23 protein-coding genes and 1 pseudogene are annotated in these 20,774 nt (G+C 68.5%); 15 read left to right on the top strand and 9 right to left on the bottom strand.

All coding sequences use genetic code 11. The features are described from left to right. Nucleotides 1-2: 2 nt before the first annotated feature. From J2W14_RS20850 to J2W14_RS20835, 4 genes are all read right to left on the bottom strand, one after another. Nucleotides 3-755, bottom strand: coding sequence for a hypothetical protein (locus J2W14_RS20850; protein WP_307466105.1), 753 nt, complete (start codon nt 753-755; stop codon nt 3-5). 121 nt (nt 756-876) lie between these two features. Continuing rightward, the gene (locus J2W14_RS20845; RefSeq protein WP_307466103.1) at nt 877-1,575 is read right to left on the bottom strand and encodes an SRPBCC family protein; all 699 of its coding nucleotides are present in this window, start codon (nt 1,573-1,575) and stop codon (nt 877-879) included. After that, entirely contained in the window at nt 1,572-2,483 is a 912-nt protein-coding gene (locus J2W14_RS20840) for a hypothetical protein (protein WP_307466102.1), read from the bottom strand. The genes J2W14_RS20845 and J2W14_RS20840 overlap by 4 nt, the downstream gene beginning before the upstream one ends. Beyond that, a complete protein-coding gene (locus tag J2W14_RS20835; RefSeq protein ID WP_307466101.1) occupies nt 2,480-2,944 on the bottom strand; it encodes a universal stress protein in 465 nt (154 codons plus the stop codon). Before J2W14_RS20835 ends, J2W14_RS20840 begins: the two co-directional genes overlap by 4 nt. A gap of 201 nt (nt 2,945-3,145) precedes the next feature. Here J2W14_RS20835 and J2W14_RS20830 point away from each other — a divergent pair, with 201 nt between their 5' ends. Together J2W14_RS20830 and J2W14_RS20825 are read left to right on the top strand one after the other, a co-directional pair. Then, nucleotides 3,146-4,018: an NAD-dependent epimerase/dehydratase family protein gene (locus J2W14_RS20830; RefSeq protein ID WP_307466099.1), complete on the top strand. Its 873-nt coding sequence runs from the start codon at nt 3,146-3,148 to the stop codon at nt 4,016-4,018. An 11-nt stretch (nt 4,019-4,029) separates the two neighbouring features. Next, nucleotides 4,030-5,061, top strand: a complete 1,032-nt coding sequence (locus J2W14_RS20825) for an aldo/keto reductase (RefSeq protein WP_307466098.1) — start codon at nt 4,030-4,032, stop codon at nt 5,059-5,061. Between the two features lie 26 nt (nt 5,062-5,087). Here J2W14_RS20825 and J2W14_RS20820 read toward each other — a convergent pair whose 3' ends face one another. Continuing rightward, nucleotides 5,088-5,870, bottom strand: a complete 783-nt coding sequence (locus J2W14_RS20820) for a FadR/GntR family transcriptional regulator (RefSeq protein WP_307466097.1) — start codon at nt 5,868-5,870, stop codon at nt 5,088-5,090. A 141-nt stretch (nt 5,871-6,011) separates the two neighbouring features. Between J2W14_RS20820 and J2W14_RS20815 the strand changes: the two genes are divergently transcribed. The 7 genes from J2W14_RS20815 (at nt 6,012) to manD (ending at nt 13,501) form a co-directional block, all read left to right on the top strand. Then, the gene (locus J2W14_RS20815; protein ID WP_307466095.1) at nt 6,012-7,307 is read left to right on the top strand and encodes an ABC transporter substrate-binding protein; all 1,296 of its coding nucleotides are present in this window, start codon (nt 6,012-6,014) and stop codon (nt 7,305-7,307) included. Nucleotides 7,308-7,418: 111 nt separating this feature from the next. Continuing rightward, nucleotides 7,419-8,387 carry a carbohydrate ABC transporter permease gene (locus tag J2W14_RS20810; RefSeq protein ID WP_307466093.1) on the top strand — a complete coding sequence of 323 codons (969 nt, stop codon included), beginning with the start codon at nt 7,419-7,421 and terminating at the stop codon, nt 8,385-8,387. Beyond that, complete coding sequence (locus tag J2W14_RS20805) at nt 8,384-9,310, top strand: carbohydrate ABC transporter permease (protein ID WP_307466091.1); 927 nt, start codon at nt 8,384-8,386, stop codon at nt 9,308-9,310. Before J2W14_RS20810 ends, J2W14_RS20805 begins: the two co-directional genes overlap by 4 nt. Before the next feature lie 7 nt (nt 9,311-9,317). Further along, nucleotides 9,318-10,466, top strand: a complete 1,149-nt coding sequence (gene dgoD, locus J2W14_RS20800; RefSeq protein WP_307466089.1) for a galactonate dehydratase — start codon at nt 9,318-9,320, stop codon at nt 10,464-10,466. A 5-nt stretch (nt 10,467-10,471) separates the two neighbouring features. Then, nucleotides 10,472-11,158 (top strand): bifunctional 4-hydroxy-2-oxoglutarate aldolase/2-dehydro-3-deoxy-phosphogluconate aldolase, encoded by a 687-nt coding sequence (locus J2W14_RS20795; protein WP_307466087.1) that lies wholly within the window; start codon nt 10,472-10,474, stop codon nt 11,156-11,158. Then, nucleotides 11,155-12,174: a sugar kinase gene (locus tag J2W14_RS20790; RefSeq protein ID WP_307466085.1), complete on the top strand. Its 1,020-nt coding sequence runs from the start codon at nt 11,155-11,157 to the stop codon at nt 12,172-12,174. The genes J2W14_RS20795 and J2W14_RS20790 overlap by 4 nt, the downstream gene beginning before the upstream one ends. 97 nt (nt 12,175-12,271) lie before the next feature. After that, nucleotides 12,272-13,501, top strand: coding sequence for a D-mannonate dehydratase ManD (manD, locus tag J2W14_RS20785; protein ID WP_307466082.1), 1,230 nt, complete (start codon nt 12,272-12,274; stop codon nt 13,499-13,501). A gap of 140 nt (nt 13,502-13,641) precedes the next feature. Here manD and J2W14_RS20780 read toward each other — a convergent pair whose 3' ends face one another. After that, the gene (locus tag J2W14_RS20780; protein WP_307466081.1) at nt 13,642-13,851 is read right to left on the bottom strand and encodes a hypothetical protein; all 210 of its coding nucleotides are present in this window, start codon (nt 13,849-13,851) and stop codon (nt 13,642-13,644) included. 57 nt (nt 13,852-13,908) lie between these two features. Next, nucleotides 13,909-15,051 carry a DNA alkylation repair protein gene (locus J2W14_RS20775; protein WP_307466080.1) on the bottom strand — a complete coding sequence of 381 codons (1,143 nt, stop codon included), beginning with the start codon at nt 15,049-15,051 and terminating at the stop codon, nt 13,909-13,911. A gap of 121 nt (nt 15,052-15,172) precedes the next feature. On the opposite strand from J2W14_RS20775, the gene J2W14_RS20770 reads away from it, so the two are divergent. After that, a complete protein-coding gene (locus J2W14_RS20770) occupies nt 15,173-15,955 on the top strand; it encodes a phosphatase PAP2 family protein (protein WP_307466078.1) in 783 nt (260 codons plus the stop codon). Between the two features lie 53 nt (nt 15,956-16,008). Continuing rightward, nucleotides 16,009-16,350, top strand: a complete 342-nt coding sequence (locus J2W14_RS20765; protein WP_307466075.1) for an MmcQ/YjbR family DNA-binding protein — start codon at nt 16,009-16,011, stop codon at nt 16,348-16,350. On the opposite strand, the gene J2W14_RS20760 is transcribed toward J2W14_RS20765, so the two are convergent. Continuing rightward, nucleotides 16,347-16,640 carry a MerR family transcriptional regulator gene (locus tag J2W14_RS20760; RefSeq protein ID WP_307466073.1) on the bottom strand — a complete coding sequence of 98 codons (294 nt, stop codon included), beginning with the start codon at nt 16,638-16,640 and terminating at the stop codon, nt 16,347-16,349. The two genes, J2W14_RS20765 and J2W14_RS20760, sit on opposite strands and share 4 nt — an antisense overlap. Nucleotides 16,641-16,805: 165 nt before the next feature. Here J2W14_RS20760 and J2W14_RS20755 point away from each other — a divergent pair, with 165 nt between their 5' ends. From J2W14_RS20755 to J2W14_RS20740, 4 genes are all read left to right on the top strand, one after another. Then, on the top strand, nt 16,806-17,231 hold the full coding sequence (locus J2W14_RS20755) for an Hsp20/alpha crystallin family protein (RefSeq protein WP_307466144.1): 426 nt from the start codon (nt 16,806-16,808) through the stop codon (nt 17,229-17,231). A gap of 114 nt (nt 17,232-17,345) precedes the next feature. After that, nucleotides 17,346-17,726 carry a J domain-containing protein gene (locus tag J2W14_RS20750; RefSeq protein WP_307466070.1) on the top strand — a complete coding sequence of 127 codons (381 nt, stop codon included), beginning with the start codon at nt 17,346-17,348 and terminating at the stop codon, nt 17,724-17,726. Between the two features lie 183 nt (nt 17,727-17,909). Continuing rightward, the gene (locus tag J2W14_RS20745; protein WP_307466068.1) at nt 17,910-18,299 is read left to right on the top strand and encodes a hypothetical protein; all 390 of its coding nucleotides are present in this window, start codon (nt 17,910-17,912) and stop codon (nt 18,297-18,299) included. 123 nt (nt 18,300-18,422) lie between these two features. Further along, on the top strand, nt 18,423-19,976 hold the full coding sequence (locus tag J2W14_RS20740) for a GH1 family beta-glucosidase (RefSeq protein WP_307466067.1): 1,554 nt from the start codon (nt 18,423-18,425) through the stop codon (nt 19,974-19,976). Between the two features lie 4 nt (nt 19,977-19,980). On the opposite strand, the pseudogene J2W14_RS20735 reads toward J2W14_RS20740, so the two are convergent. Beyond that, a pseudogene (locus J2W14_RS20735) lies at nt 19,981-20,774 on the bottom strand (hypothetical protein); the annotation flags it as partial.

Here is a 20,774-nt window from a genome sequence, read left to right as displayed (position 1 = left end):
CGTCAGGCCCCATGCACCTTGTGGTGGCCGCCGGTGCGGTGGCGGTAGGCGTAGACCAGCAGCGTCACGCCGGCGAGGACCAGGAGCACCGGGACGAAGTACTCGCTCGCGGTGAGCAGTGCCGTGGCCTGCACGGCGAAAATCAGCCCCAGCATGGCCAGGACCGCGGCCGGAATCAGCGGCCACTTCATCCTGGCCGGTTCCGCTTCCCCAGGCTGGCGGGGGACGGCGGCAGGCTGGCCGGCGAGGGCGGCAGGCTGGCCGGGGCGGTGTTCGGGCGGGACGGGCACCAGGGCAAGCACCGCGAACGTGGCAGCCAGGCCCAGGAACAGCACGGCGGCAACCGGCATGCCTTCCCAGGCCGGCGGGAGGGCCACCACTAGTGCCAGCGTCAGCATCACCCCGCAGGGGATCAACGCCCACCAGTTGGAGCGTTCGCGCACATACACCGCACCGAAGCCTCCGGCCATGAACAGGAACAGGAAGGCGCCGGCCCCGTAGGCCGCCGGTCCAGGCCAGAGCTGGGTGATCAGGATGACCGCCGCGAGGCCCAAGAACACCGAGCCGGGGATGGCGGCCCACCAGTTGTCGCGGCTGCGGACGAAAAGGACCACGAAGGCGGTCCCGACCGCAGCGAAAATCAGCGGCCATACGATTGCCGCGCTGTCCAGGATCCCGAGCAGATCCAGCAGCAGCAGGACTCCGGCCGCCATCAATGCGATGCCGGCGATGATGCTGGTATGTGCCGATTTCACCGTTTGCCTCCCGGAACCCGGCGGACGCGCTCCGCCCCTGAATTCTCAGGCTATTCCCGGGCCGGCAGCCGGCGTAGGGCACAAGGTCACGGAGGGCGCAGGCCGACCGGCTGGCGCCCGGCTACGGGCCACGGCCTTCTGCCCGGGACTTGATGCCCAGGAGCATGCGCCGTTCCATAATGAACTGCAGGGGTTCCAGGACTGGCCGGAGAATCAGGCCCACCTGCAGCGGGGCATAGTCGTAGCGCGTCCGGGACAGCAGCCGCGTGCTGCGCCCGTTGACTGGCTGCAGCACAAACGTCCAGCCGAGCTCCACCCGCGGCCCCGCGGGAGCACCGCCGGACGGCCTGATCTGCCCGGTGCGCGGATCCATCGTGCCGCCCAGACCCAGCACCGAACCGGCCTCCACGCGCCGGACCGGAATCCCGACGTCCGGGCCGTTCCTGGACACCAGCGGGACGACATCGCCGACGTCGAGCTGCTGGTATTCGGGAAGGATCCGGTCGGCGCTGTGCATGCCGAGGCCTGCGGCGTTCTCCAGCAGGTCGTAGCTGTACATTCCGCCGCGTCCGGCCCCCAGCTGGACCAGCCAGGGCCAGACGCTCGCGGGCGGCGCGTTGATGGTGACGGCCCGTGTGCTCTGCATCCGGGGAGTCCGCACGAGCTCGTCGCCCGGAAGCGGGGCAGCGGTCTCCTGGGCGGTCGCACCCCAGTGCAGCATCCGGGGACGGACGGCGAGGACGTAACTGGCGGCGGCCGCTGCCGCCGCCAGGGCGGCAAGCGGCCCGCGGAGCCGGAGGGAGGCAGGGGGCCGGTTCATTGGATGCGGCTTCCTTCCGCGCCCGCGCCCGGGACGGAGCCGGAGCCTGGACCCGGGCGGGCGTCGACATCCGCTGCTTGGGGCGGGGGAGTCCGGGTGCGCCGCGCCGCGCCTCCGCCGGGATTCAGGTCCAGCTTCCAGAGGTGCAGCCCGCCCAGCACCAGGAACAAGGACGAGAGCAGCACCGAGGACCACAGGGACAACGCGGACGCAGGGACGTCGAACAGCGGTTTGAACAGTTCCCCCAGGGCCAGGGAAAAGATCAGTGTGAAGCCGAGCAGATACAGCGCGGGCATGAACACCAGCCCGGGCCAGCGGCCCCGGAACGTCAGGACGGCGAGGATGAGGAACGCCGGCATGATGAAGCACAGGTCAAGGACGAAGACGGAGTAGAGCGAATCGATCTGCTCGCCCGTCCGCATCAGCGGCAGCAGCATGGCAGTCCACAGCGGATAAAAGATGAGCGGCTGCAGGAGCGCGCCTGAGGCGGACAGCACCCGGACGCCCTTCGGCAGCCGCGCCCGCCTGGGCCCGTCCGCCCGGAGCTCCAGGGCCGTGTAGACCATGCCCCAGAAGGACAGGGCAAAGACAGCCAGGTAGACGAGGTAGAAGCCGTTGTAGGTCCGCTCGATGGAGTAGATGCCGTAGGCGTAGAACAGGTAGCCCAGGATTCCCAGCGCCATGAGCTGCACCTTGGGGCGCCCCCGCCGGTCGGCGAAGGCCAGGACCGGCAGGGCGCCGCCGGCGACGGCGGACATCAGGTCCTGGGACACCGCGCCGGGCACGAGCTCCGCTGCCACGAGGCCCCGGTAGATCTCCGGGAACAGCAGCCCCGTCACCGCCGCGGGGACGGTCAGCACACCCGTGAGGATCCAGAGCGCCCGCACCGGCCACCGGCTGCGGTTCATTCCGCGGCCTGGCGTTTTTCCTCGTCGTCGCCAACCACCAGGACGGGGCAGTGGGCATGGGCCGCGCAGGCCCCGCTCACGGATCCCATGATCTGGGCGAGGAAGCCGCCGCGGCCGCGCCGGCCGACCACCAGGAGCTGGGCATCCCGGCTCTCCTCGACCAGGACCTTGGCCGGCGGCCCAAACTTTACGGTCCGGGTCAGGCCTGCCGGGACGTCGCCGCCGAAGGCACGTTCCAGGGATTCGTCGACGAGCCGTTTGGCTGTCTCCTCCAGCTGGGTGGTGGTGGGGGTGCTCTCTTCTGGCAGGTGCGAGGCCAGGAAGAGGTCCGAGGTGCCCAGGCAGGTGACGACTTCCAGGGGAGCGTCCAGGCTGCGCGCCATGCGCCCGGCGAGCCGGAGTGCCTTCGTCGAGAAAACCGAACCGTCCACGCCCACGACTATCCGCTGATCAGCGTTCATGGCCCCAGCCTGACCGGTCAGCCCGGCCGCGCCTAGGGCCAAAAGTCACGCGCGGGGTCGCCCGCAGCCCGGATCCGCCGCCGACGGGGAACCCTGCCCAGGGCCAAGTTTTGCGGGCGGGCAGGCCAGGGGGTGTGCACCGTCCCCGGCCCCCTCTAGGGTGGGACAAGCCCCACACGACCCACGATGCGAGGAGTACTGATGAGAGTTGCTGTTACTGGAGGAAGCGGGAAGCTGGGCCGGAGCGTCGTCCGGCGGCTGGGCGAGGACGGGCACGACGTCACCAACCTGGACCGCACCGGCACGCGCGGGCGCGGTTTTACCGAGGTGGACCTGCGCGACTACGGCCAGGTCGTGGACGTGCTCCTGGGCCTCGAGGACCGGCACTCGGGGTTCGACGCGGTGGTGCACCTGGCCGCGATCCCAGCACCAGGCCACGCCCCGGATGCTGCAACCTTCGAGAACAACATGCAGGCCACCTACAACGTGTTCCAGGCCGCCCGCCGCGCCGGGATCAAGAAGATTGTCTACGCGTCCAGCGAGACGGTGCTGGGACTGCCGTTCGACGTCGACCCTCCCTATATCCCGGTGGACGAGGAATACCCGGCCCGGCCGGAAAGCACCTACTCCCTGGTGAAGCACCTCGAGGAACAGATGGCGATCCAGCTCACCCGCTGGGATCCGGAGCTGAGCATCAGCGGCCTGCGCTTCTCCAACGTGATGGACCCGGAGGACTATGAGGAGTTCCCCGGCTTCGACGCCGACGCCAGGCTGCGCAAGTGGAACCTCTGGGGCTACATCGACGGCCGTGACGGCGCGCAGGCCGTGGCCCGCGCCCTCGAGCACGGCGCCCCGGGGTTCGAGGCCTTCATCATCGCCAACGCGGACACGGTGATGAGCCGCTCCAGCGCCAGCCTCGCCGCCGAGGTGTTCCCCAACACGCCCGTGGTCAAGGAGCTCGGCGAGCACGAAACCCTGCTCTCGATCGACAAGGCCAAACGGTTGCTGGGCTACGCGCCCGAGCACAGCTGGCGGAACTACCACCCGCTGCGCACCACTCCCACCGAAGACTGAAGAGGAGTCCCATGCAATACCGCACCCTGGGCACCAGCGGCGCAGTCGTCTCCAGCTACGCGCTGGGCACCATGACTTTCGGCGCCGAAGCCACCGAGGAACAGTCCCACGCCATCCTCGATGACTACCTCGCCGCGGGCGGCAACTTCATCGACACCGCCGATGTCTATGCCGCGGGGGTCTCGGAGGAAATCATCGGCCGCTGGCTCGCCGCGCGCCCGGAGGCACGGGACCGCGTGGTGCTCGCCACCAAGGGCCGCTTCCCGACCGGCGCCGCCCCGAACGACGTCGGCACCTCCCGCCGGCACCTGAACCGCGCGCTGGATGACTCGCTCCGCCGCCTCGGCGTGGAGCAGATCGACCTGTACCAGCTGCACGCCTGGGATCCGATCACGCCGCTGGAGGAATCCCTGCGGTTCCTACACGACGCCGTCTGCAGCGGAAAAATCGCGTACTACGGCTTCTCGAATTTCCTGGGCTGGCAGCTGACGAAGGCCGTCCACCTGGCGCGTGCCCACGGCTGGAGCGGACCCGTGACTCTGCAGCCGCAGTACAGCCTGCTGGTCCGCGAGATCGAGTCCGAGATCGTTCCCGCCTCGCTCGACGCCGGGATCGGCCTGTTGCCCTGGTCGCCGCTGGGCGGGGGCTGGCTCTCCGGGAAATACCGGCGGGACCAGCGGCCCGCCGGAGCCACCCGGCTCGGCGAAAACCCGGAGCGTGGCATGGAGGCGTGGAAGGCCAGGAACGCGGACCCCCGCACCTGGGAGATCGTGGAGGCGGTGCATGACATCGCCGGGCGGCACCAGGCCAGCGCCGCCCAGGTGTCCCTGGCCTGGCTGGCGGAACAGCCGGCCGTGAGCTCGGTGATCCTGGGCGCCCGCAGCACCGAACAGCTCGCCGACAATCTGGCGGCCGCGGACCTCCTGCTGACCGAAGGGGAGCTGATGCGGCTGAGCGAGGTGAGCCGGCCGCGCGTCGGGGCCTACCCCTATGGGCCCATGGCCCAGGAGCAGCGGAGCCGGAAGATCACCGGCGGCCGCTAACACCACACCGCGGGGTCACATCGCGCCTATTCCACCGCCGGGGATGGGCGCGATGTGACCCCGCGTTGTGTGTCGGGCGCGGCGGGACGCTGGTGGCGGGACCAGATGTCGCCCATCTCCTCGGTGGACTGCTCCACGATCCGGCTCATCGCGGCGTGTGCCGCGTTCGCCTCGCCGCGCTGGATGGCGCTGGCCACGTCCACGTGCAGCTGGAGTGCCTCGTGGTCCGGCAGGTGCGGCATCAGGCCGTGCTCGGTGCGCCCGGTCAGTACCTCGGTGACGAGGTTGTGCAGCTGGGCAAACATGGGATTCCCGGAGGCCTTGAGCACGGCGGCGTGGAATCGGATGTCCAGCTGGAGGAATTCGTCGTGCTCCCCGCGCTGGCCCGCCGCCCAGAGCCGCGCGGCCTGGGAGACGATATCGCTGCCGGCGTCCAAGGAGGCGCGCTCGGCGGCGAGGCGGGCCGCCTGCGGTTCGATCGCGCCGCGGAGTTCGTTGAGCGCCTGCAGCTGCTCGAGCCGCTTGGAGGAGGCGAGCCGCCAGCGGATCACCTGCGGGTCGTAGGCGTTCCAGGACTCCTCCGGCTGCACCACCGTGCCGAGCCGGCGTCGTGATTCCAGCATGCCCTTGGAGGAAAGCACCCGCGTGGCCTCCCGGACCACCGAGCGGGACACCCCGTGCCGGGCCTCAAGTTCATCCAGGCGCAGGATCGAGTCCGGCGCGAGGGTCCCCTCGGCAATGGCGAGTCCCAGGTTGTCGACCAGCACCGAATGCAGGTCGGCTGCGGACTCCGCCTTTGGGGTTTTCATAAATAAATCATACGTGTGGGGCGCAAGGGGTTGTTTAAGTCTGCTTTATTTATCTAAGATCGCTTCCAGAGCAGATGTAAAGATGCATTTGCGGCCGGCTGGACAGTGTGCCCAGCCCCTTAATGAACCAAGGGAGTCGTAATGAAGCGACGTTCGATCATGCAGTACGCGGCGGTCGCCGCGGTACTGTCGCTTGGCCTCACCGCCTGCGGCGGCGCCAGCGGCAGCAGCGATGCCAAAGAGGCCGGCACCGTCCGGGTCACCCTCGCGAACCACGTCTGGACCGAAGGCATCAAGGCCGCCATCCCGGAGTTCGAGAAGTCCAGCGGACTGAAGGTCGAACTGACCCAGCTCGGCGAAGACCAGCTCTCGGATCAGTACAACGTCAAGCTCAACGCCGGCAGCGACGAGATCGACGTCATGATGTACCGCCCGCTGCAGGAAGGCAAAGCCTTCGCCAAGAACGGCTACCTCGCCGACCTGACGTCCAAGGTGTCCTCGGATTCCGGCTGGGACTGGAAGGACTACCAGGAGGGCCCGGTCAAGGCCACCACGGCTGACGGCAAGGTGGTCGGCGTCCCGATCATCACCGAGCGCGAGGTGCTCTACTACCGCAAGGACCTGCTGAAGGCCGCCGGCCTCGAGGTTCCCAAGACCATGGAAGAGCTCGAAGCGGCAGCCAAGGCCATCAAGGAATCCTCGCCGGACACCGCAGGCTTCGTGGCCCGCACCGGCAAGTCCGCCGCCGTCACCCAGTTCTCCAGCTTCCTCTACAGCTTCGGCGGCGACTTCACGGATGCCAGCGGCAAGTCCGCCGTCAACTCCGACGCGGCCAAGGAGGCCTACGCCTACTACGGCGGCCTGATCCGGAACTACGGCCCGGCGAACGTCAGCACCGACATGAGCTGGCCCGAGGCGATGGCAATCTTCACCCAGGGCAAGGCCGCCTTCTACACCGAGGCCGACTCGCTCTACAAGAACGCCACCGACCCGGCCAAGTCCAAGGTCGCCGACACCGTCGGCTTCGCCGCCCTGCCCGCCGGTCCGGCCGGTTCCAAGCCGTACAACATCCCGTCGTGGGGCCTGGCCGTCAACGAGGCCTCCGGCAACCAGGACAACGCCTGGAAGTTCATCCAGTGGGCCACCAGCAAGGAACGCACTCTGGAAGCCCAGAAGGCCGGAGTCCCCGGACCCCGCGCCTCCGTCTGGTCTGACCCCGCCGGCACCTCCACCTACCCGGCGGACCTGGCCGAGGCCATCGCCGCCAGCGCCAAAAACGGCGTCGGCCACGACCGTCCCGAGGTTGTCACGGTCGGCAAGGCCCGCGAAATCGTGGGTGCCCCGATCGTTGCCACCATCACCGGCGAGGACGCTTCCTCCGCCGCCGACGCGGCCCACGAGGCCTTCCAGAAGTTCCTGGACAGCGAAAAGAAGTAGCACGCCCGGCGCATCCTGCGCCTGAGTACTCAACCGCCCGGTGGGGCGGCGGCCCGACCGTCGCCCCGCCCGGCCAGCTCTTCACTTCACCCCCGACTCCTTAGGTGAACCATGTCTGTATTGACCCCTCCCCGCAGCGCGCAGTCCGAGCCGCCGTCCGGCCGCAACGCTGGCCGCGCCCCCGGCGCCCGTGAGAACTTCTCCGCCTGGGCCAACCGGCACCGCAAGTGGCTGTTCGCCGCCCCCGCGATGATCTTCGTCGGCGTGCTGATCATCTTCCCGCTGGCCTGGACCCTGTACCTGAGCCTGACCGATTCGCAGGGCTCCGTCCGGGCCGCCTCCGAGTTCGTCGGCCTGGAAAACTACCTCACGGTCCTGTCCGACGGGGAACGCTTCTGGCCCGCCGTCGGGCGCACGCTGACCTTCACCGGCGTCGCCCTGGTCTGCGAGGTCGTGCTGGGCATGTGCATCGCGCTGCTGCTGTGGCGCCCGTTCCGCGGCGAGAAGTGGGTCCGCGTGGCCATCCTCCTGCCGCTCGTCGCTACCCCGGTGGCCGTGGGTATGATGTGGCGGCTGATCTTCGACCCGAACATCGGCTTCGTCAACCAGCTGCTCGGCATGGTCGGCATCCCGCCGCAGCCGTGGCTCTCCGGCCAGGACACCGCGCTGGGCACCACGATCTTCATGGACGTCTGGCAGTGGACCCCGATGGTGGTGCTGATCCTGCTCGCCGGCCTGACCTCGCTGTCCGAGGAGCCCGACGAGGCGGCCCGGATGGACGGCGCCAACGCCTTCCAGCGCTTCTTCCTCATCACGCTGCCGCTCATGATGCCCACCGTGATCGTGGCCATCCTGCTCCGCGGCATCGATGCCCTCAAGACCTTCGACATCCTCTACGCCACCAAGGGCAAGGGCGGCGGATCCTTCCACGAGGTGGAGACCCTCAACGTCTACGCCTACGGCCTGAGCTTCGACTACAACCAGTACGGGCTGTCCTCCGCGGTGCTGATCCTGTTCTTCATGATCATCATCGGCTCCATGTGGCTGCTGACCATGCGCAAGAAAGCGGTAAGCAAATGACCGGCCTGATAGAAGACACAGGAAACACCGAAAACACAGAAAACACCGAAAACACCGAACCCCGGACCGCCGCCGGCCGGCCCGCGCCGGCCCCGCGCCGCCGCAAGCCGCTCGGCGTCCGCGCCTACAAGGCGTTCCGCGTCGCCGCGCTGATCGCCGTCGTCATCTTCCTGGTGGCCCCGCTGTTCTGGATGCTGCTGGCATCCTTGAAGACCAACGTGGACATCTACGACTCCGGCAAATCGTTCTTCTTCACCCCCACGGGCGAGAACTACGCGAACGTGCTGCAGCGCAACAACTACTTCGTCTTCATCCTCAACAGCTTCTGGGTCGCCTTCGTCTCCACGGCGCTGTCCCTGGTCCTCGGCGTGCCGGCGGCCTACGCGATGAGCCGCTTCACCATGCACCGCTCGGCCCTCGTGGTCCTTATGGCGCGTGTCATCCCGGGTGTCTCCCTGCTGGTGCCCTGGTACTACGTCTTCTCCAACCTGAAGATGGTGGGCGGCTTCGAGGTGCTGATCCTCAGCCACATGTTCGTCTCGCTGCCGCTGATCGTCTACATCATGATGAGCTACTTCGACTCGCTGCCGCTGGAGCTGGAGGAGTCCGCGCAGGTGGACGGGCTCACCCCGATCGGCGCCTTCCGCCGGATCACCCTGCCGCTCTCCGTGGCCGGCATGGCCACCGCGGGCATCCTGTCCTTCATCTTCTCGTGGAACAACTTCATGTTCGCCCTGGTCCTCTCCGGCTCCAAGACCAAGACCCTCCCGGTCGCGATCTTCGACTTCGTCTCCTACGCCAGCATCGACTGGGGCGGACTGATGGCGGCCGCCACCGTGGTCACCATCCCGATCATGATCATTGCGCTCTTCACGCAGAAGTACATCGTCTCCGGCATGACCGCCGGCGCGACCAAGGGCTAGGCCACCGATGACACTGATCAGCAGGATTGAAACCTTCCTCGTCGCCCCGCGCTGGCTCTTCGTCCGGGTCGAGACCGACAGCGGCATCGTCGGCTGGGGCGAGGCCAGCTGCGAGGGCCGCAGCGAAACGGTCCGCACCGCCGTCGACCAGCTCTCCGAGCTGCTCATCGGCAACGATGCGCTCCGGATCGAGGACCACTGGCAGGTGATGACCAAGGGCTCCTTCTACCGCGGCGGGCCCATCCTGGCCAGCGCCGTGTCCGGGCTCGACCAGGCCCTCTGGGACATCGCCGGCAAGCACTTCAACACCCCCGTGCACCAGCTCCTGGGCGGCCACGTCCGGGACCGGATCCGGATGTACGGCTGGGTGGGCGGGGATGAGCCCAACGAGGTCGCCGACCAGATCAGCGCGCAGCTCGAGGTCGGACTCACCGCCGTCAAGATGAACGCCAGCGGCCGGATGAGCCCCCTCGGCACCGTGGCGGAGCTCGACGGCGTCGTCCGCCGCGTCGCCGCCGCCCGCGAGGTCCTCGGGGACCACCGCGACGTCGCGGTCGACTTCCACGGCCGCTTCAGCCTGGCCAACGCCCGGCGGGTGGCGCCGCTGCTGGAACCGTACCGGCCCCTCTTCCTGGAAGAACCCGTGGTCCCGGAAAACACCCACCTGCTGCGCGAATTCACCTCCTCCACCACGACGCCGGTCTCCACCGGCGAGCGGCTCTACAGCCGGCAGGAATTCCTGCCCGCGCTGCAGGCCGGCATCGCCGTGGCCCAGCCGGACCTCTCGCACGCCGGCGGCATCACCGAGGTCCGCAAGATCGCCTCGCTGGCCGAAATCTACGAGGTCCAGCTCGCCCCGCACTGCCCGCTGGGACCCCTGGCCCTGGCCGCCTGCCTGCAGGTCGGCTTCGCGACGCCGAACTTCCTGATCCAGGAGCAAAGCATCGGCATCCACTACAACCAGGGCGCCGAAGTCCTGGACTACGTGGTGGACAAGTCCCCGCTGAAGTTCGTGGACGGCCACATCGAACGCCTGACCGGCCCGGGTCTCGGCATCGAAATCGACGAGGCCGTGGTCCGCGCCGCGGACAAGCGCGGCCACGCCTGGCGCGGGCCCGTCTGGCGGCACCCCGACGGAGCCTTCGCAGAATGGTGAATGACATGACCGACCAGCTGACCACAGACCTGACACCGGAGGCCCTGCTGGCCGGAATCCGGGAGACCCGGCTGGTCGCCATTGTGCGCGGCACCGACGGCGGCGCCGCCGCGAAGGCGGCCCTCGCGGCGATGGAGGAGGGTTTCCGCTACGTCGAAATCGCGCTGACCACCCCCGATGCCCTCGCGGCGATCCGCGACGTCCGCGCGGCCGCCCCGGCCGGCTGTTTCGTCGGGGCCGGGACCGTGCTGACCGCGCAGGACGTCGAGCACGTGGCCGAGGCCGGCGGCCAGTTCATGGTCACGCCGGCGCTGGCCGAATCGATCGAGGCCTCCGCGGTCCGCGGCATCCCGGTCCTGGCCGGGGCGCTGACGCCCACCGAGGCCTACGAGGCCATGACCCGCGGCGCCACCGCGGTCAAGCTCTTCCCCGCGTCCATCGGCGGGCCGGGGTACCTCAAGGCGCTGCGCGACCCGTTCCCCGGGATCCCCTTCATCGCCGTCGGCGGCGTCGGGCTCGATGAGGCGACCGGTTACTGGCAGGCGGGGGCCGTCGCCGTCGGCCTGGGCGGCCCGCTCTTCGGGGACGCCGGCTCCGGCGGCGACCTGGATCCGGTGCGGGAGCGCGCCCGCGGGTTCGTGGCGCTCGCCGCGGACTTCGACCGCCGGCTCGCCGCGGAGCGCCGGCAGTGACTCCCGACCCTGTGCTTCCCGTCCCGGGGATTCCTGAGCTCCTGACCTTCGGGGAATCGATGGTCTCGCTGCGGTCCGCCGGGCCGCTGTCCGCCGGCGGCTCCCTGGGCATGCATGTGGCCGGGGCGGAGTCGAACGTGGCCGTCGGCGTCGCACGGCTCGGCCACCGGGTGGGCTGGGCCGGAGTCGTGGGCGCCGACCCGCATGGCGAGTTCATCCTGCGGCAGCTGCGCGGCGAGGGTATCGCGGTGCACCACCGTGAGGATGCCGGCCGCGGCACCGGCGTGATGTTCCTCGAGCAGCGCACCGCCGATGTCACCCGCGCCTTCTACTACCGCGCCGGTTCCGCCGGATCCACCCTGGACCGGGACGACGTCGACCGGGCCTTCCGGAACGGCGCCCGCGTCCTGCACCTCACCGGGATCACCGCAGCCCTCAGCCAGGAGGCGCGGCGGGCCGTCGAGTACGCGGCCGCCCGCGCGGCCGGCGAGGGCCTGGAGGTTTCCCTCGACGTCAACTACCGCAGCAAGCTCTGGTCCCGGGAGGAGGCGCGGGCCGTCCTCACCCCGCTGGCCCGGCACGCCAGCATCCTGATCGCTTCCGACGACGAACTCAGCCTGGTCGCCGCCGGCGGCGCTGCCGGCGGCGCCGGCTCTGCCGGGGCGGGCCCGGCCGACGACGCCGAAACGGCCATGGCCGCCGAACTCCTGGACCGGGGGGTCCGGGAAGTTGTGGTCAAGCGCGGCGCGGCCGGCGCCGGCGTCCACACCGCCTCCGGCCGGTGGGAAACCCCCGCCGTGCCGGTCACCAGCATCGACACCGTCGGCGCCGGCGATGCCTTCACGGCCGGCTACCTCTCGGCCCTGCTCGACGGCGAGGACGTCGCCGGCCGGCTGCAGCGCGGCGCCCTCGCGGGAGCCTTCGCCGTCAGTACCGCCGGGGACTGGGAAGGCCTGCCCCGCCGGGGCGAGCTCGCCCTCCTCGGGGCCACGCCCAGCGGAACCACCCAGCGCTAGGGCCCCGTCCGACGGACCCACTGCCCGCGGCCTCCCTGGGCCGTCTTGACCGAACTTTGACTGAATTTAGACCCAACACGGAAAGCCTGGACCAAAAGTGAAAATCATTGCTGCGGAAGTCTTTGTGACCAGTCCGTCCCGTAACTTCGTGACCCTGCGGATCACCACCGAGGACGGGGTGACCGGGATCGGGGATGCGACGCTGAACGGGCGTGAGCTTGCGGTGGCGGCGTATTTGAAGGAACACGTTGCGCAGTTGCTGATCGGGAAGGATCCGCAGCGGATCGAGGACACGTGGCAGTTCCTGTACCGGTCCTCGTACTGGCGGCGGGGTCCGGTGACGATGGCCGCGATCGCGGCGGTGGATATGGCGTTGTGGGACATCAAGGGCAAGATGGCCGGGATGCCGGTCTACCAGCTCCTCGGCGGGGCGTCGCGGAACGGGCTGCGGGCCTACGGCCACGCCTCCGGCGCGGACCTTCCCTCGCTGTTCGATTCGGTCCGGGAGCACCTGGAACTGGGCTACAAGTCGGTGCGGATCCAGACCGCGGTGCCCGGGATCAAGGCCGTGTACGGGGTCGCGGCGCAGGCCCAGGCCTCCGGGGAGCGCTACGACTATGAGCCGGCCGGCCGCGGGGCGTTCCCGGCGGAGGAGGACTGGGACACCCGGGCGTACCTGCGGCACCTGCCTTCGGTGTTTGAGGCGGTGCGGAACGAGTTCGGCCCGGAGCTGCCGCTGCTTCATGACGGGCACCACCGGATGACCCCGATCCAGGCCGCGAAGCTGGGCAAGGCGCTGGAACCCTACGACCTGTTCTGGCTCGAGGACTGCACCCCGGCGGAGAACCAGGAGGCGCTGCGCCTGGTCCGCCAGCACACCACGACCCCGCTGGCGATCGGGGAGATCTTCAACACCGTCTATGACTTCCAGGCCCTGATCAAGGAACAGCTGATCGACTATGTCCGGGCCGCGTCGACGCACTTCGGCGGGATCTCGCCGCTGAAGAAGGTGATGGACTACGCCGCGCAGTACCAGATCAAGTCCGGCTTCCACGGACCGACGGACATTTCCCCGGTCGGGTTCGCCGCGCAGCTGCACGTGGGCCTGGCGATCCACAACTACGGGATCCAGGAATACATGCCGCACTCGGATGCGACGAACACGGTGTTCGAGCAGTCCATGACGTTCGTCGACGGCTACCTGCACCCCGGCGAGGCGCCCGGCATCGGGGTGGAATTCAACGAGGAAGCCGCCAACAGCTACCCCTACCAGCAGGCCTACCTGCCCTACAACCGCCTCGTCGACGGAACGGTCCACGACTGGTGACGGTCCCGTCCTGACAGTTCCTGCCAAGGCGGGTTGGCACCAAAAAGGTCCCGGGCGGGAGTCGATGCTCCGCCGCCCGGGACCTGGCTTTTTTGCACGGCAGTCAGACGCCTACGTCAGTCACCTAGGCTCTGCCGGGTTCAGTTGATGAGCTCCCGCGTCATGCCGAAGGGCACCTGATCGGACAGCGCCGCCGTATAGTGGCCGGCCTTGTGCCGGGTGAGCAGGATGCCCTGCGTCCCGGTTTCCATGGCGATCTGCTGGAGCCCGCGGACGGCGTCGTCAAGCCGTTCGTCAAGAACCTGACGGCTGTCGACCTGGATCTCAATGCACTCGGTTGCTGTGGTCATCGCTCTGTCCTTCTTGGGTTTTACTCGTCGGCCCCAATGATTGAAGCGACAATAACGTCATATTTGTCGGCCCGTCAAATCACCGTCCCGGCCCACATCGGTGTCGGTCCGCACCAAGAATTCGGTCGGCGCGTACCGCACGCCGTTGACCTGCAGTTCCAGTACATGCTCCCCCGGATGATGGCGCCGCGTCGTCATCTGGCGGAAAGCATGGCGCTTCGAGAATCTCCGGGATTCGCCGGGTCCGAGGACGGACGTTCCGAGCTTGAAAACCTTCTCCGCGCGGGTCCCGTTCGCCTTGGCATAGTGCACCACGTAGTCGACGGCGAGCCGGGCCTCCGCGGGCCCGATGTTGGACACTTCGAAATCGAAGGCAAGCTCTCCGGGAAGCTCGACGACGGTGCGGTCCAGCCGGGGCGGCGTCACCGCGAGCGACGCCGGCGGGAACCCCAGCAGCTCCAGCGCGCCGGGGTGGGCCTTCTTGAGCAGGGTCCGCAGCCCGTGCCGGACCACCCTGGGCGTGTTCGCGTCCGGGGCGGCTAGCCAACGGGCCGCCGTGGCGACCACCTCGTCGGGGGCGTGGCGGGCCAGGTCGTTGAGATGGTTGGCCACCGAGCGCCGGACATCTTCCACCGGGTCCCGGTACAGGGCATCGAGGATCGGCAGGGTCGCGGCGGGCCGGTCCGTGATCTCCGGGACACGGATCGCCCACGGCAGGTAGGCCCGGGTGCCCTCGCTGGCGAGCCGGCGGACCTGCCAGTCCGGATGGGAGGTCCAGCCCACGATGACGGCCAGTGCCCGGTCCAGGTCGGCCGCGAGGAGACGCCGGATTGCGAATTCCGCGGTGAGCCGCGGCGTCAGCTCGGCGAGGAGCGCCAGGCAGTCCTCGAAATCGCCGGTTTCCTTGCGGGCCAGGGCGAGGGTGGCCGCCGTCTCGGTCACGGGCCAGATCATCCAGCCGGCGAAGTCGGGATCATCCAGCGCCCGCCGGAAGATGGCTGCGGCACCGGAGTAGTTTCCCGGCAGGTCAGCCAGCAGGGCGCGGCTCAGGAGGTCGGTGCGTTCCCGCAGGGTCAGTTCGTCGAGCGCTCCGGCCGTTGCCGCGAGCCGGGTCAAGCTGTGTCCCGGTGCAGCCGCGGCGAGGATCCGCTCCAGCGAGCGGACCACGCCCGGGTTGATCAGTTCATTCATAACGCCCATGGCTTCAGGCTACCGGGGGCGCGCCACGGCGGCGGCCGGTGAACCGCCAGCCCCTGCGGTACCGGAACCGGGATATTCTTCACGAAGGAAGTGACTACACGGCGCAGAAGCGGAGACGGGAATGGCAGAGGAAACTACCGGGAAATCGCCCGGCCGGTGGCGGGTGTTCCACGACAAGTTCGTCGTGGAGGAACGCTACATGGGCGAGGGGGACCGGAAGAACCTGTACCGGATCGCCGTCGGCCTCATGATTCTTGGCGCGGTGCTGTTCTTCTCGATCCTTGCCGGTGTCCTCCAGCAGGGCGGCCTCACGGCGGGCGACGAACCGGTCCGTTCCTGGCTCCTGACCCTCCGCTCCGAACCGCTGACGACGAGCATGATCATCCTCGCGATCGTTTTCGGACCCGTTGCCCTGCCGATCATCATCCTCGTGGTGACGGTTGCCTGGGGCCTGCTGGCCAAGCACGCCTGGCGGCCGATGCTCCTGGCCGGCGCCATGCTCACCGGCGTGATCCTTGCCCAGATCATCGGACGCACGATCGGGCGCCAGCGCCCGCCCGTGGACCTGATGCTCTTCGGCGCGGACTACACCTTCTCCTTCCCGTCCGGCCATGTCCTGGGCGCCTGCGACTTCCTGCTGGTCAGCGCCTTCCTTATCTTCTCCCGCCGGCACAACCGGATGGCCGCCGTCGCTGGCTTCCTGCTGGCCGGCGTCGGGATCTTCTTCGCCGCGGTGAGCCGGCTCTACCTGGGCTACCACTGGCTGACCGACGCGCTGGCCTCCCTGTCCATCTCGTTTGTGATCCTCGGCGGCGTGATCGCTCTGGACACCTGGCGGACCGCCCGCATCCGCGGTGAGCAGATCACCGGAACGCTCTCGAAGGCCGACACCAGCCAGCCCTAACTCCCCGACGCTGCCTCTTGTCCCGCCCCGGACGCCGGTGGCACAGTGGGGCCATGGCCACCGAAGACGATGTCCGCCGTGCCGCCCTGGCCCTGCCGGGCGTGGTCGAACGGCCCAGCTGGGGCCAGCCGGCCTGGTTCGCGGCCACGCTGATGGCCCGGATCTGGGAAGACGGGGTGCTCACGGTCAAGACCGAGGAACGCGAAGCCCTCGCCGGAACGGACCCGGACACGTTCTTCTGGACCCCGCACCACGAGCGTTCACCGCAGCTCGTGCTGGTCCGTCTGGACCGGATCGGTACCGGGGAACTGGCCGAACTCCTCGAGGAATCCCACCGCCTCGCCGGGGCCGGAAGCCCCGGACGCAATAGGCGCACAGCGACGCCGGACCGCTAGCTCCGGCGGGAGCGGAGGCGGTTCAGCTCGCCCTGCAGCCGGGCGTTGACCGCCTCCAGCTCCAGCACTTTGGCCACCCCGGCAAGGTTCAGCCCCTCCTCCAGCAGTTCGCTGATCCGCCGCAGTACCGCCAGGTCCGCGTTGCTGTACTGCCGCGTGCCCCCGGCGGTGCGGTCCGGCGTCAGCAGACCCTTCCGCTCATAGAGCCTGATGTTCTGCTGCCCGGTCCCGACCAATTGCGCCACCACGGAGATCGCGTATACGCCCAGCTCCGGTCCACGTTCCGTCACGGTGCTCCTTTGCAGTCTCCAGCCGCCGGTTCCGGCGTGCCAAAACTTTTCCTCTTGCATCAGTGTCGCACCGGTGTTATAAAAAATCTATATCCACCACCACAGATAATTCGGTTGGCTGGATACATCAAAGGATAGAACTCTCGCATGAAGGAGTGAGAAATGATGTTGATGCGTACGGACCCGTTCCGTGAACTGGACCGGCTGACCCAGCAGGTTTTCGGAACGGCGGCACGGCCCGCTGCCATGCCGATGGACGCATGGCAGGAAGACGGCGAATTCGTCGTCGCCTTCGATCTGCCGGGCGTCAACGTTGACTCGGTGGACCTCGACATTGAGCGCAACGTCCTGACCGTCCGGGCTGAACGGCGCGATCCGACCCAGCCCAACGTTGAGCTGATTGCCTCGGAGCGGCCACGCGGTGTCTTCAGCCGCCAGCTCATCCTGGGCGACACCCTGGACACCGAGAAGGTCAAGGCGACCTACGCCGACGGCGTCCTGACGCTCCGCATTCCGGTGCTGGAGCAGGCCAAGCCGCGGAAGATTGAAATCACGCACACACAGGACAAGATGCACGAGATCGGGAAGTAGCTGCGGCGGCGGACGCACACCGTCGAGCCGTCGATTAGCGCGGGGACCAGAGGGCGCCGGCAGCAGCCGGCACCATCTGGTCCTCGCCCGGTCCGTCCGGAGGGCGGTGAATTGATGAATCGCGACCCCCGTGGCTACTACGCTGCCTTGCACGTGACGCCGGATGCGACGACGGCCGAGATCCAGCACGCCTTTCGGGCGCTGATGCGCCTCCGCCACCCCGACGTCGAAGCGGCCGCCCCTGCCGGAACCGGTCCCGGGAACAACAACGGCGATGAAGCGAGGCGCATCCTGGAGTCCTTCGCGGTCCTGCGGGATCCCAGATCCAGGGCGGAGTATGATCCGGCGGCAGCGGCAGCGGCAGCGGCAGCGGCAGCGTCTGCCGAGGCCGACCGCACTACCCCCGGAGGCCGGGAGGTTCCGGTGCGCCACCACCGGCTGGAGCGCCCGGTCCTGCGGGTTACCCCGGTGCGGTGGGAGCGCGGTCCGCTGTGATCCGGCCGCCGGGACCTGACCAAGAACCCCAAGTGAGCCGAGAACCCCAAGTGATCGGGCCGCCGGCACCGGGTCAAGGAGCACAAGTGACCGGGCCGCCGGCACCCGGTCAAGGAGCACAAGTGACCGGGCCGCCGGCACCCGGTCAAGGAGCACCATGGGCACTATAGAAGGAGGGCGGCCATGACCACATGGCGCCGCTACGATTCGCATCTGATGCCGGTCTTCCACGAGCGTTTCGAGGCGCGTTGGGGCAAGGGCACAGCCCCGTTCCTTGACCCGGAGGCCCACGAAGCGCCGCTTCCGCGGGCCCAGTGGATCAACATCGACACCGGGGCTGCGCTCGCGGTGGTCCCGATCTGGACCGTTGATGACAGCCAGCACCGCTCTTTCGGTGTCTTTTACCTGCCGCCGTCCGGGGATATTTGGGTGCTGCGGCCGGGGTACACGAGTTATCTGGAGCCTTCCGCGGACGAGACCGAACAGCTCCTGGCGTTGCGGAACGACGCGTTCAAAAAGGCCGTGGCGCACGCCAAGGAATTCCTGTTCGGGCCTGAGGCAGCGGCGTACTGAGGTTCCGCGGGAGCTGTTCCGGCCAGCGGGGCGGCCCGGGCACGCGGACGCCGGTCGTGGCGCGGGGGTGCGCCGCGGCCTAAAATCAGTCAACTGCCCGAAACTACATAGGGGAATCCACTGATGAAAGCATCAGCCAAGGACCTGGCCGCCCTGCTGCCGCCGCGTTTCACCCTCGGCGTGGCCACTGCAGCCTTCCAGATCGAAGGTGCCCTGGATGAGGACGGACGCGGCCCCTCGGGCTGGGACCACTTCGCCGCCAGGCCCGGTGCGATCGTGGGGGACCACAGCCCCGCAATTGCGTGCGACCACTACCACCGGATGCCCGAAGACGTGGCCCTGATGAAAGAACTCGGGGTCGACTCCTACCGGTTCTCCCTGTCCTGGTCACGCATCCAACCCGGCGGCAGCGGGCCGGTCAATCCCGCGGGCCTTGACTTCTACGACCGGTTGATCGACCTGCTGCTGGCCAACGGAATTGCACCGATGGCAACGCTGTATCACTGGGACACGCCGCTGGAGCTGGATGAGGCCGGCGGCTGGATGAACCGGGACACGGCCTACCGGCTGGGGGAGTTTGCCGCGATCGCGGCGGCCGCGTATGGAGACCGGGTGACCCGCTGGGTGACGGTCAATGAACCCGCCACGGTCAGCACCAACGGCTACATGCTGGGGATGCACGCGCCGGGTGAAGCGCTCATGCTGAAGGCCCTGCCCAGCGTCCATCACCAACTGCTGGGCCACGGATTGTCGCTGCAGGCGCTCCGGGCCGCCAATGTGCCGGGCGACATCGGTATCACGAATGTCTATTCGCCGATGGTGCCGGCCTCGATCAACCCCCTCGACAAGCTCAGCGCCGGTCTCATGGACATGGCGCAGAACCGGCTCTACGCGGACCCCGTCCTGCTCGGCAAGTACCCTGACGCCATCCGGGCCGCCACCTTCTTCTCCTCCTTCAGCCCGTCCAGCGAAGACATGAAGCTGATCTCGCAGCCGCTGGACTTCTACGGGCTCAACTACTACATGCCAACGCGTGTGGCGTCCGGCCCGGGCGACGGCGCCGTGCCCAAGGGGATGGCCGAGGCTATGGGCGATGACCTGAGCGGCACCGCACCCGGCTCCCCGTTCCACATTGTCTCGTTCCCGGACACCGAGACCACCGCTTACGGCTGGCCCATCAAACCGGAGTACATGTCCGTCGCGCTCGCGGAAATGGCTGAGCGCTACCCGAACCTTCCGCCGGTCTACATCACCGAGGGCGGGGCGAGCTTCGAAGACCTCGAGATCCGGAACCCGGGCGGCGGGCTGATCATCCCGGACGAACGCCGCGTGCGTTACTTGGCGGACCATATTGCTACCGCCATCGAAGCGACGTCACCCGGGGGCGCTGCAGAGTCGGTCGAGCTTCGCGGGTACTACGTGTGGTCACTGATGGACAATTTCGAATGGTCGGGCGGCTACAAGCAGCAATTCGGTCTGCTGCACGTGGACCGCAAAACCCAGGAGCGCACCAAGAAGGCCTCGTACTACTGGCTCCAGGAAGTCCTCGCGGCCCGGCACCGGGACGCCGTCCCGGAGACCACTGACGCCGGCGTCCGTGCTGACGCCGAGCCGGTCCCGTCTGACGCTGTGCCGGCCGCGTCCGATGCCGCCGACCCCCAGCCTGCAGGCTCGTAGCCGATCATCCAGAAAGCAGCGGTAGGTCTTCGGGGTAGGGGTAGTCGAGGGGGTCTGGGTCGAGAGGTGCTGGCCATGGCGGATCCTCCATGTCTGCGACAGGAAATTCACGGTCCGAATCAGTGGCGGGCCAGGCGTGTGCGGCCGTGAATAGGTACCAGTCAGGGAAGGGGTCCGGGGGCAGTTCCAGGTTGGGGTCCCGGCCTGGATCCGGCGGCGGGTCCAGATCGGTATCCCAGCCGGGGTGCGCGGGCAGGTCCAGTTCGGGATTCCAACCTGGATGTGCCGTCAGGGCCAGTTCGGGATCCGGGTCCGGATAAGCTCCTGGATCCGGGGGCAGGCTTTGGCCCTGGCCCGGTCCGTCGCCCGCGGGCGGGCCTTCGTCTAGGCCTTCGCCAGCGCGTAGGAGGTGGGGTGGCCAGTCGGGTGGTTCCCAGTCCTGCTGTTCGCTGGGATAGTACCGGCCTGACGGGGAGGTCCAGCCGGGCGGTTTGTCTTTGCTGGCACCGGAGGGGGTCCATCCGGAGCCGTGTTTGAGGCCGTGGTGCTTGCGGCATGGCTGTCCGAGGTTGTTGATGCCGGTGGTGCCTCCGTCGGCCCAGGCCAGGAGGTGGTCGGCTTCGTTGTCCAGGGACGGGTTGTTGCAGCCCGGGAAGGGGCACCGGCCGTCGCGGAGCCGGAGCCACTGGCGCATGGCCTTTGGGAGGCGGTAGTTGGTCCGGCCGATTTCCAGCGGCGCGCCGTCGCGGGGGTCGGTCAGGACGCGGTGGAAGGATTCCGCGCCGTCGGCGATCAGGG

It is taken from the genome of Pseudarthrobacter oxydans (assembly GCF_030812335.1).
Classification (GTDB): Bacteria; Actinomycetota; Actinomycetes; order Actinomycetales; family Micrococcaceae; genus Arthrobacter; species Arthrobacter oxydans_B.
Note: the sequence above shows the minus strand (reverse complement) of the source record. Positions and strands in the feature narration are given on the sequence as shown.

What these genes read in the sequence shown, in the direction of transcription:
- J2W14_RS20845 (WP_307466103.1), bottom strand. Translation starts at nt 1,575, where the DNA reads ATGAACCGGCCCCCTGCCTCCCTCCGGCTCCGCGGGCCGCTTGCCGCC.
- J2W14_RS20740 (WP_307466067.1), top strand. Translation starts at nt 18,423, where the DNA reads ATGAAAGCATCAGCCAAGGACCTGGCCGCCCTGCTGCCGCCGCGTTTC.
- J2W14_RS20805 (WP_307466091.1), top strand. Translation starts at nt 8,384, where the DNA reads ATGACCGGCCTGATAGAAGACACAGGAAACACCGAAAACACAGAAAAC.
- J2W14_RS20755 (WP_307466144.1), top strand. Translation starts at nt 16,806, where the DNA reads ATGTTGATGCGTACGGACCCGTTCCGTGAACTGGACCGGCTGACCCAG.
- J2W14_RS20820 (WP_307466097.1), bottom strand. Translation starts at nt 5,870, where the DNA reads ATGAAAACCCCAAAGGCGGAGTCCGCAGCCGACCTGCATTCGGTGCTG.
- dgoD (WP_307466089.1), top strand. Translation starts at nt 9,318, where the DNA reads ATGACACTGATCAGCAGGATTGAAACCTTCCTCGTCGCCCCGCGCTGG.
- J2W14_RS20765 (WP_307466075.1), top strand. Translation starts at nt 16,009, where the DNA reads ATGGCCACCGAAGACGATGTCCGCCGTGCCGCCCTGGCCCTGCCGGGC.
- J2W14_RS20745 (WP_307466068.1), top strand. Translation starts at nt 17,910, where the DNA reads ATGACCACATGGCGCCGCTACGATTCGCATCTGATGCCGGTCTTCCAC.
- J2W14_RS20835 (WP_307466101.1), bottom strand. Translation starts at nt 2,944, where the DNA reads ATGAACGCTGATCAGCGGATAGTCGTGGGCGTGGACGGTTCGGTTTTC.
- J2W14_RS20830 (WP_307466099.1), top strand. Translation starts at nt 3,146, where the DNA reads ATGAGAGTTGCTGTTACTGGAGGAAGCGGGAAGCTGGGCCGGAGCGTC.
- J2W14_RS20795 (WP_307466087.1), top strand. Translation starts at nt 10,472, where the DNA reads ATGACCGACCAGCTGACCACAGACCTGACACCGGAGGCCCTGCTGGCC.
- J2W14_RS20770 (WP_307466078.1), top strand. Translation starts at nt 15,173, where the DNA reads ATGGCAGAGGAAACTACCGGGAAATCGCCCGGCCGGTGGCGGGTGTTC.
- J2W14_RS20780 (WP_307466081.1), bottom strand. Translation starts at nt 13,851, where the DNA reads ATGACCACAGCAACCGAGTGCATTGAGATCCAGGTCGACAGCCGTCAG.
- J2W14_RS20750 (WP_307466070.1), top strand. Translation starts at nt 17,346, where the DNA reads ATGAATCGCGACCCCCGTGGCTACTACGCTGCCTTGCACGTGACGCCG.
- J2W14_RS20775 (WP_307466080.1), bottom strand. Translation starts at nt 15,051, where the DNA reads ATGGGCGTTATGAATGAACTGATCAACCCGGGCGTGGTCCGCTCGCTG.
- J2W14_RS20840 (WP_307466102.1), bottom strand. Translation starts at nt 2,483, where the DNA reads ATGAACCGCAGCCGGTGGCCGGTGCGGGCGCTCTGGATCCTCACGGGT.
- J2W14_RS20810 (WP_307466093.1), top strand. Translation starts at nt 7,419, where the DNA reads ATGTCTGTATTGACCCCTCCCCGCAGCGCGCAGTCCGAGCCGCCGTCC.
- J2W14_RS20815 (WP_307466095.1), top strand. Translation starts at nt 6,012, where the DNA reads ATGAAGCGACGTTCGATCATGCAGTACGCGGCGGTCGCCGCGGTACTG.
- J2W14_RS20825 (WP_307466098.1), top strand. Translation starts at nt 4,030, where the DNA reads ATGCAATACCGCACCCTGGGCACCAGCGGCGCAGTCGTCTCCAGCTAC.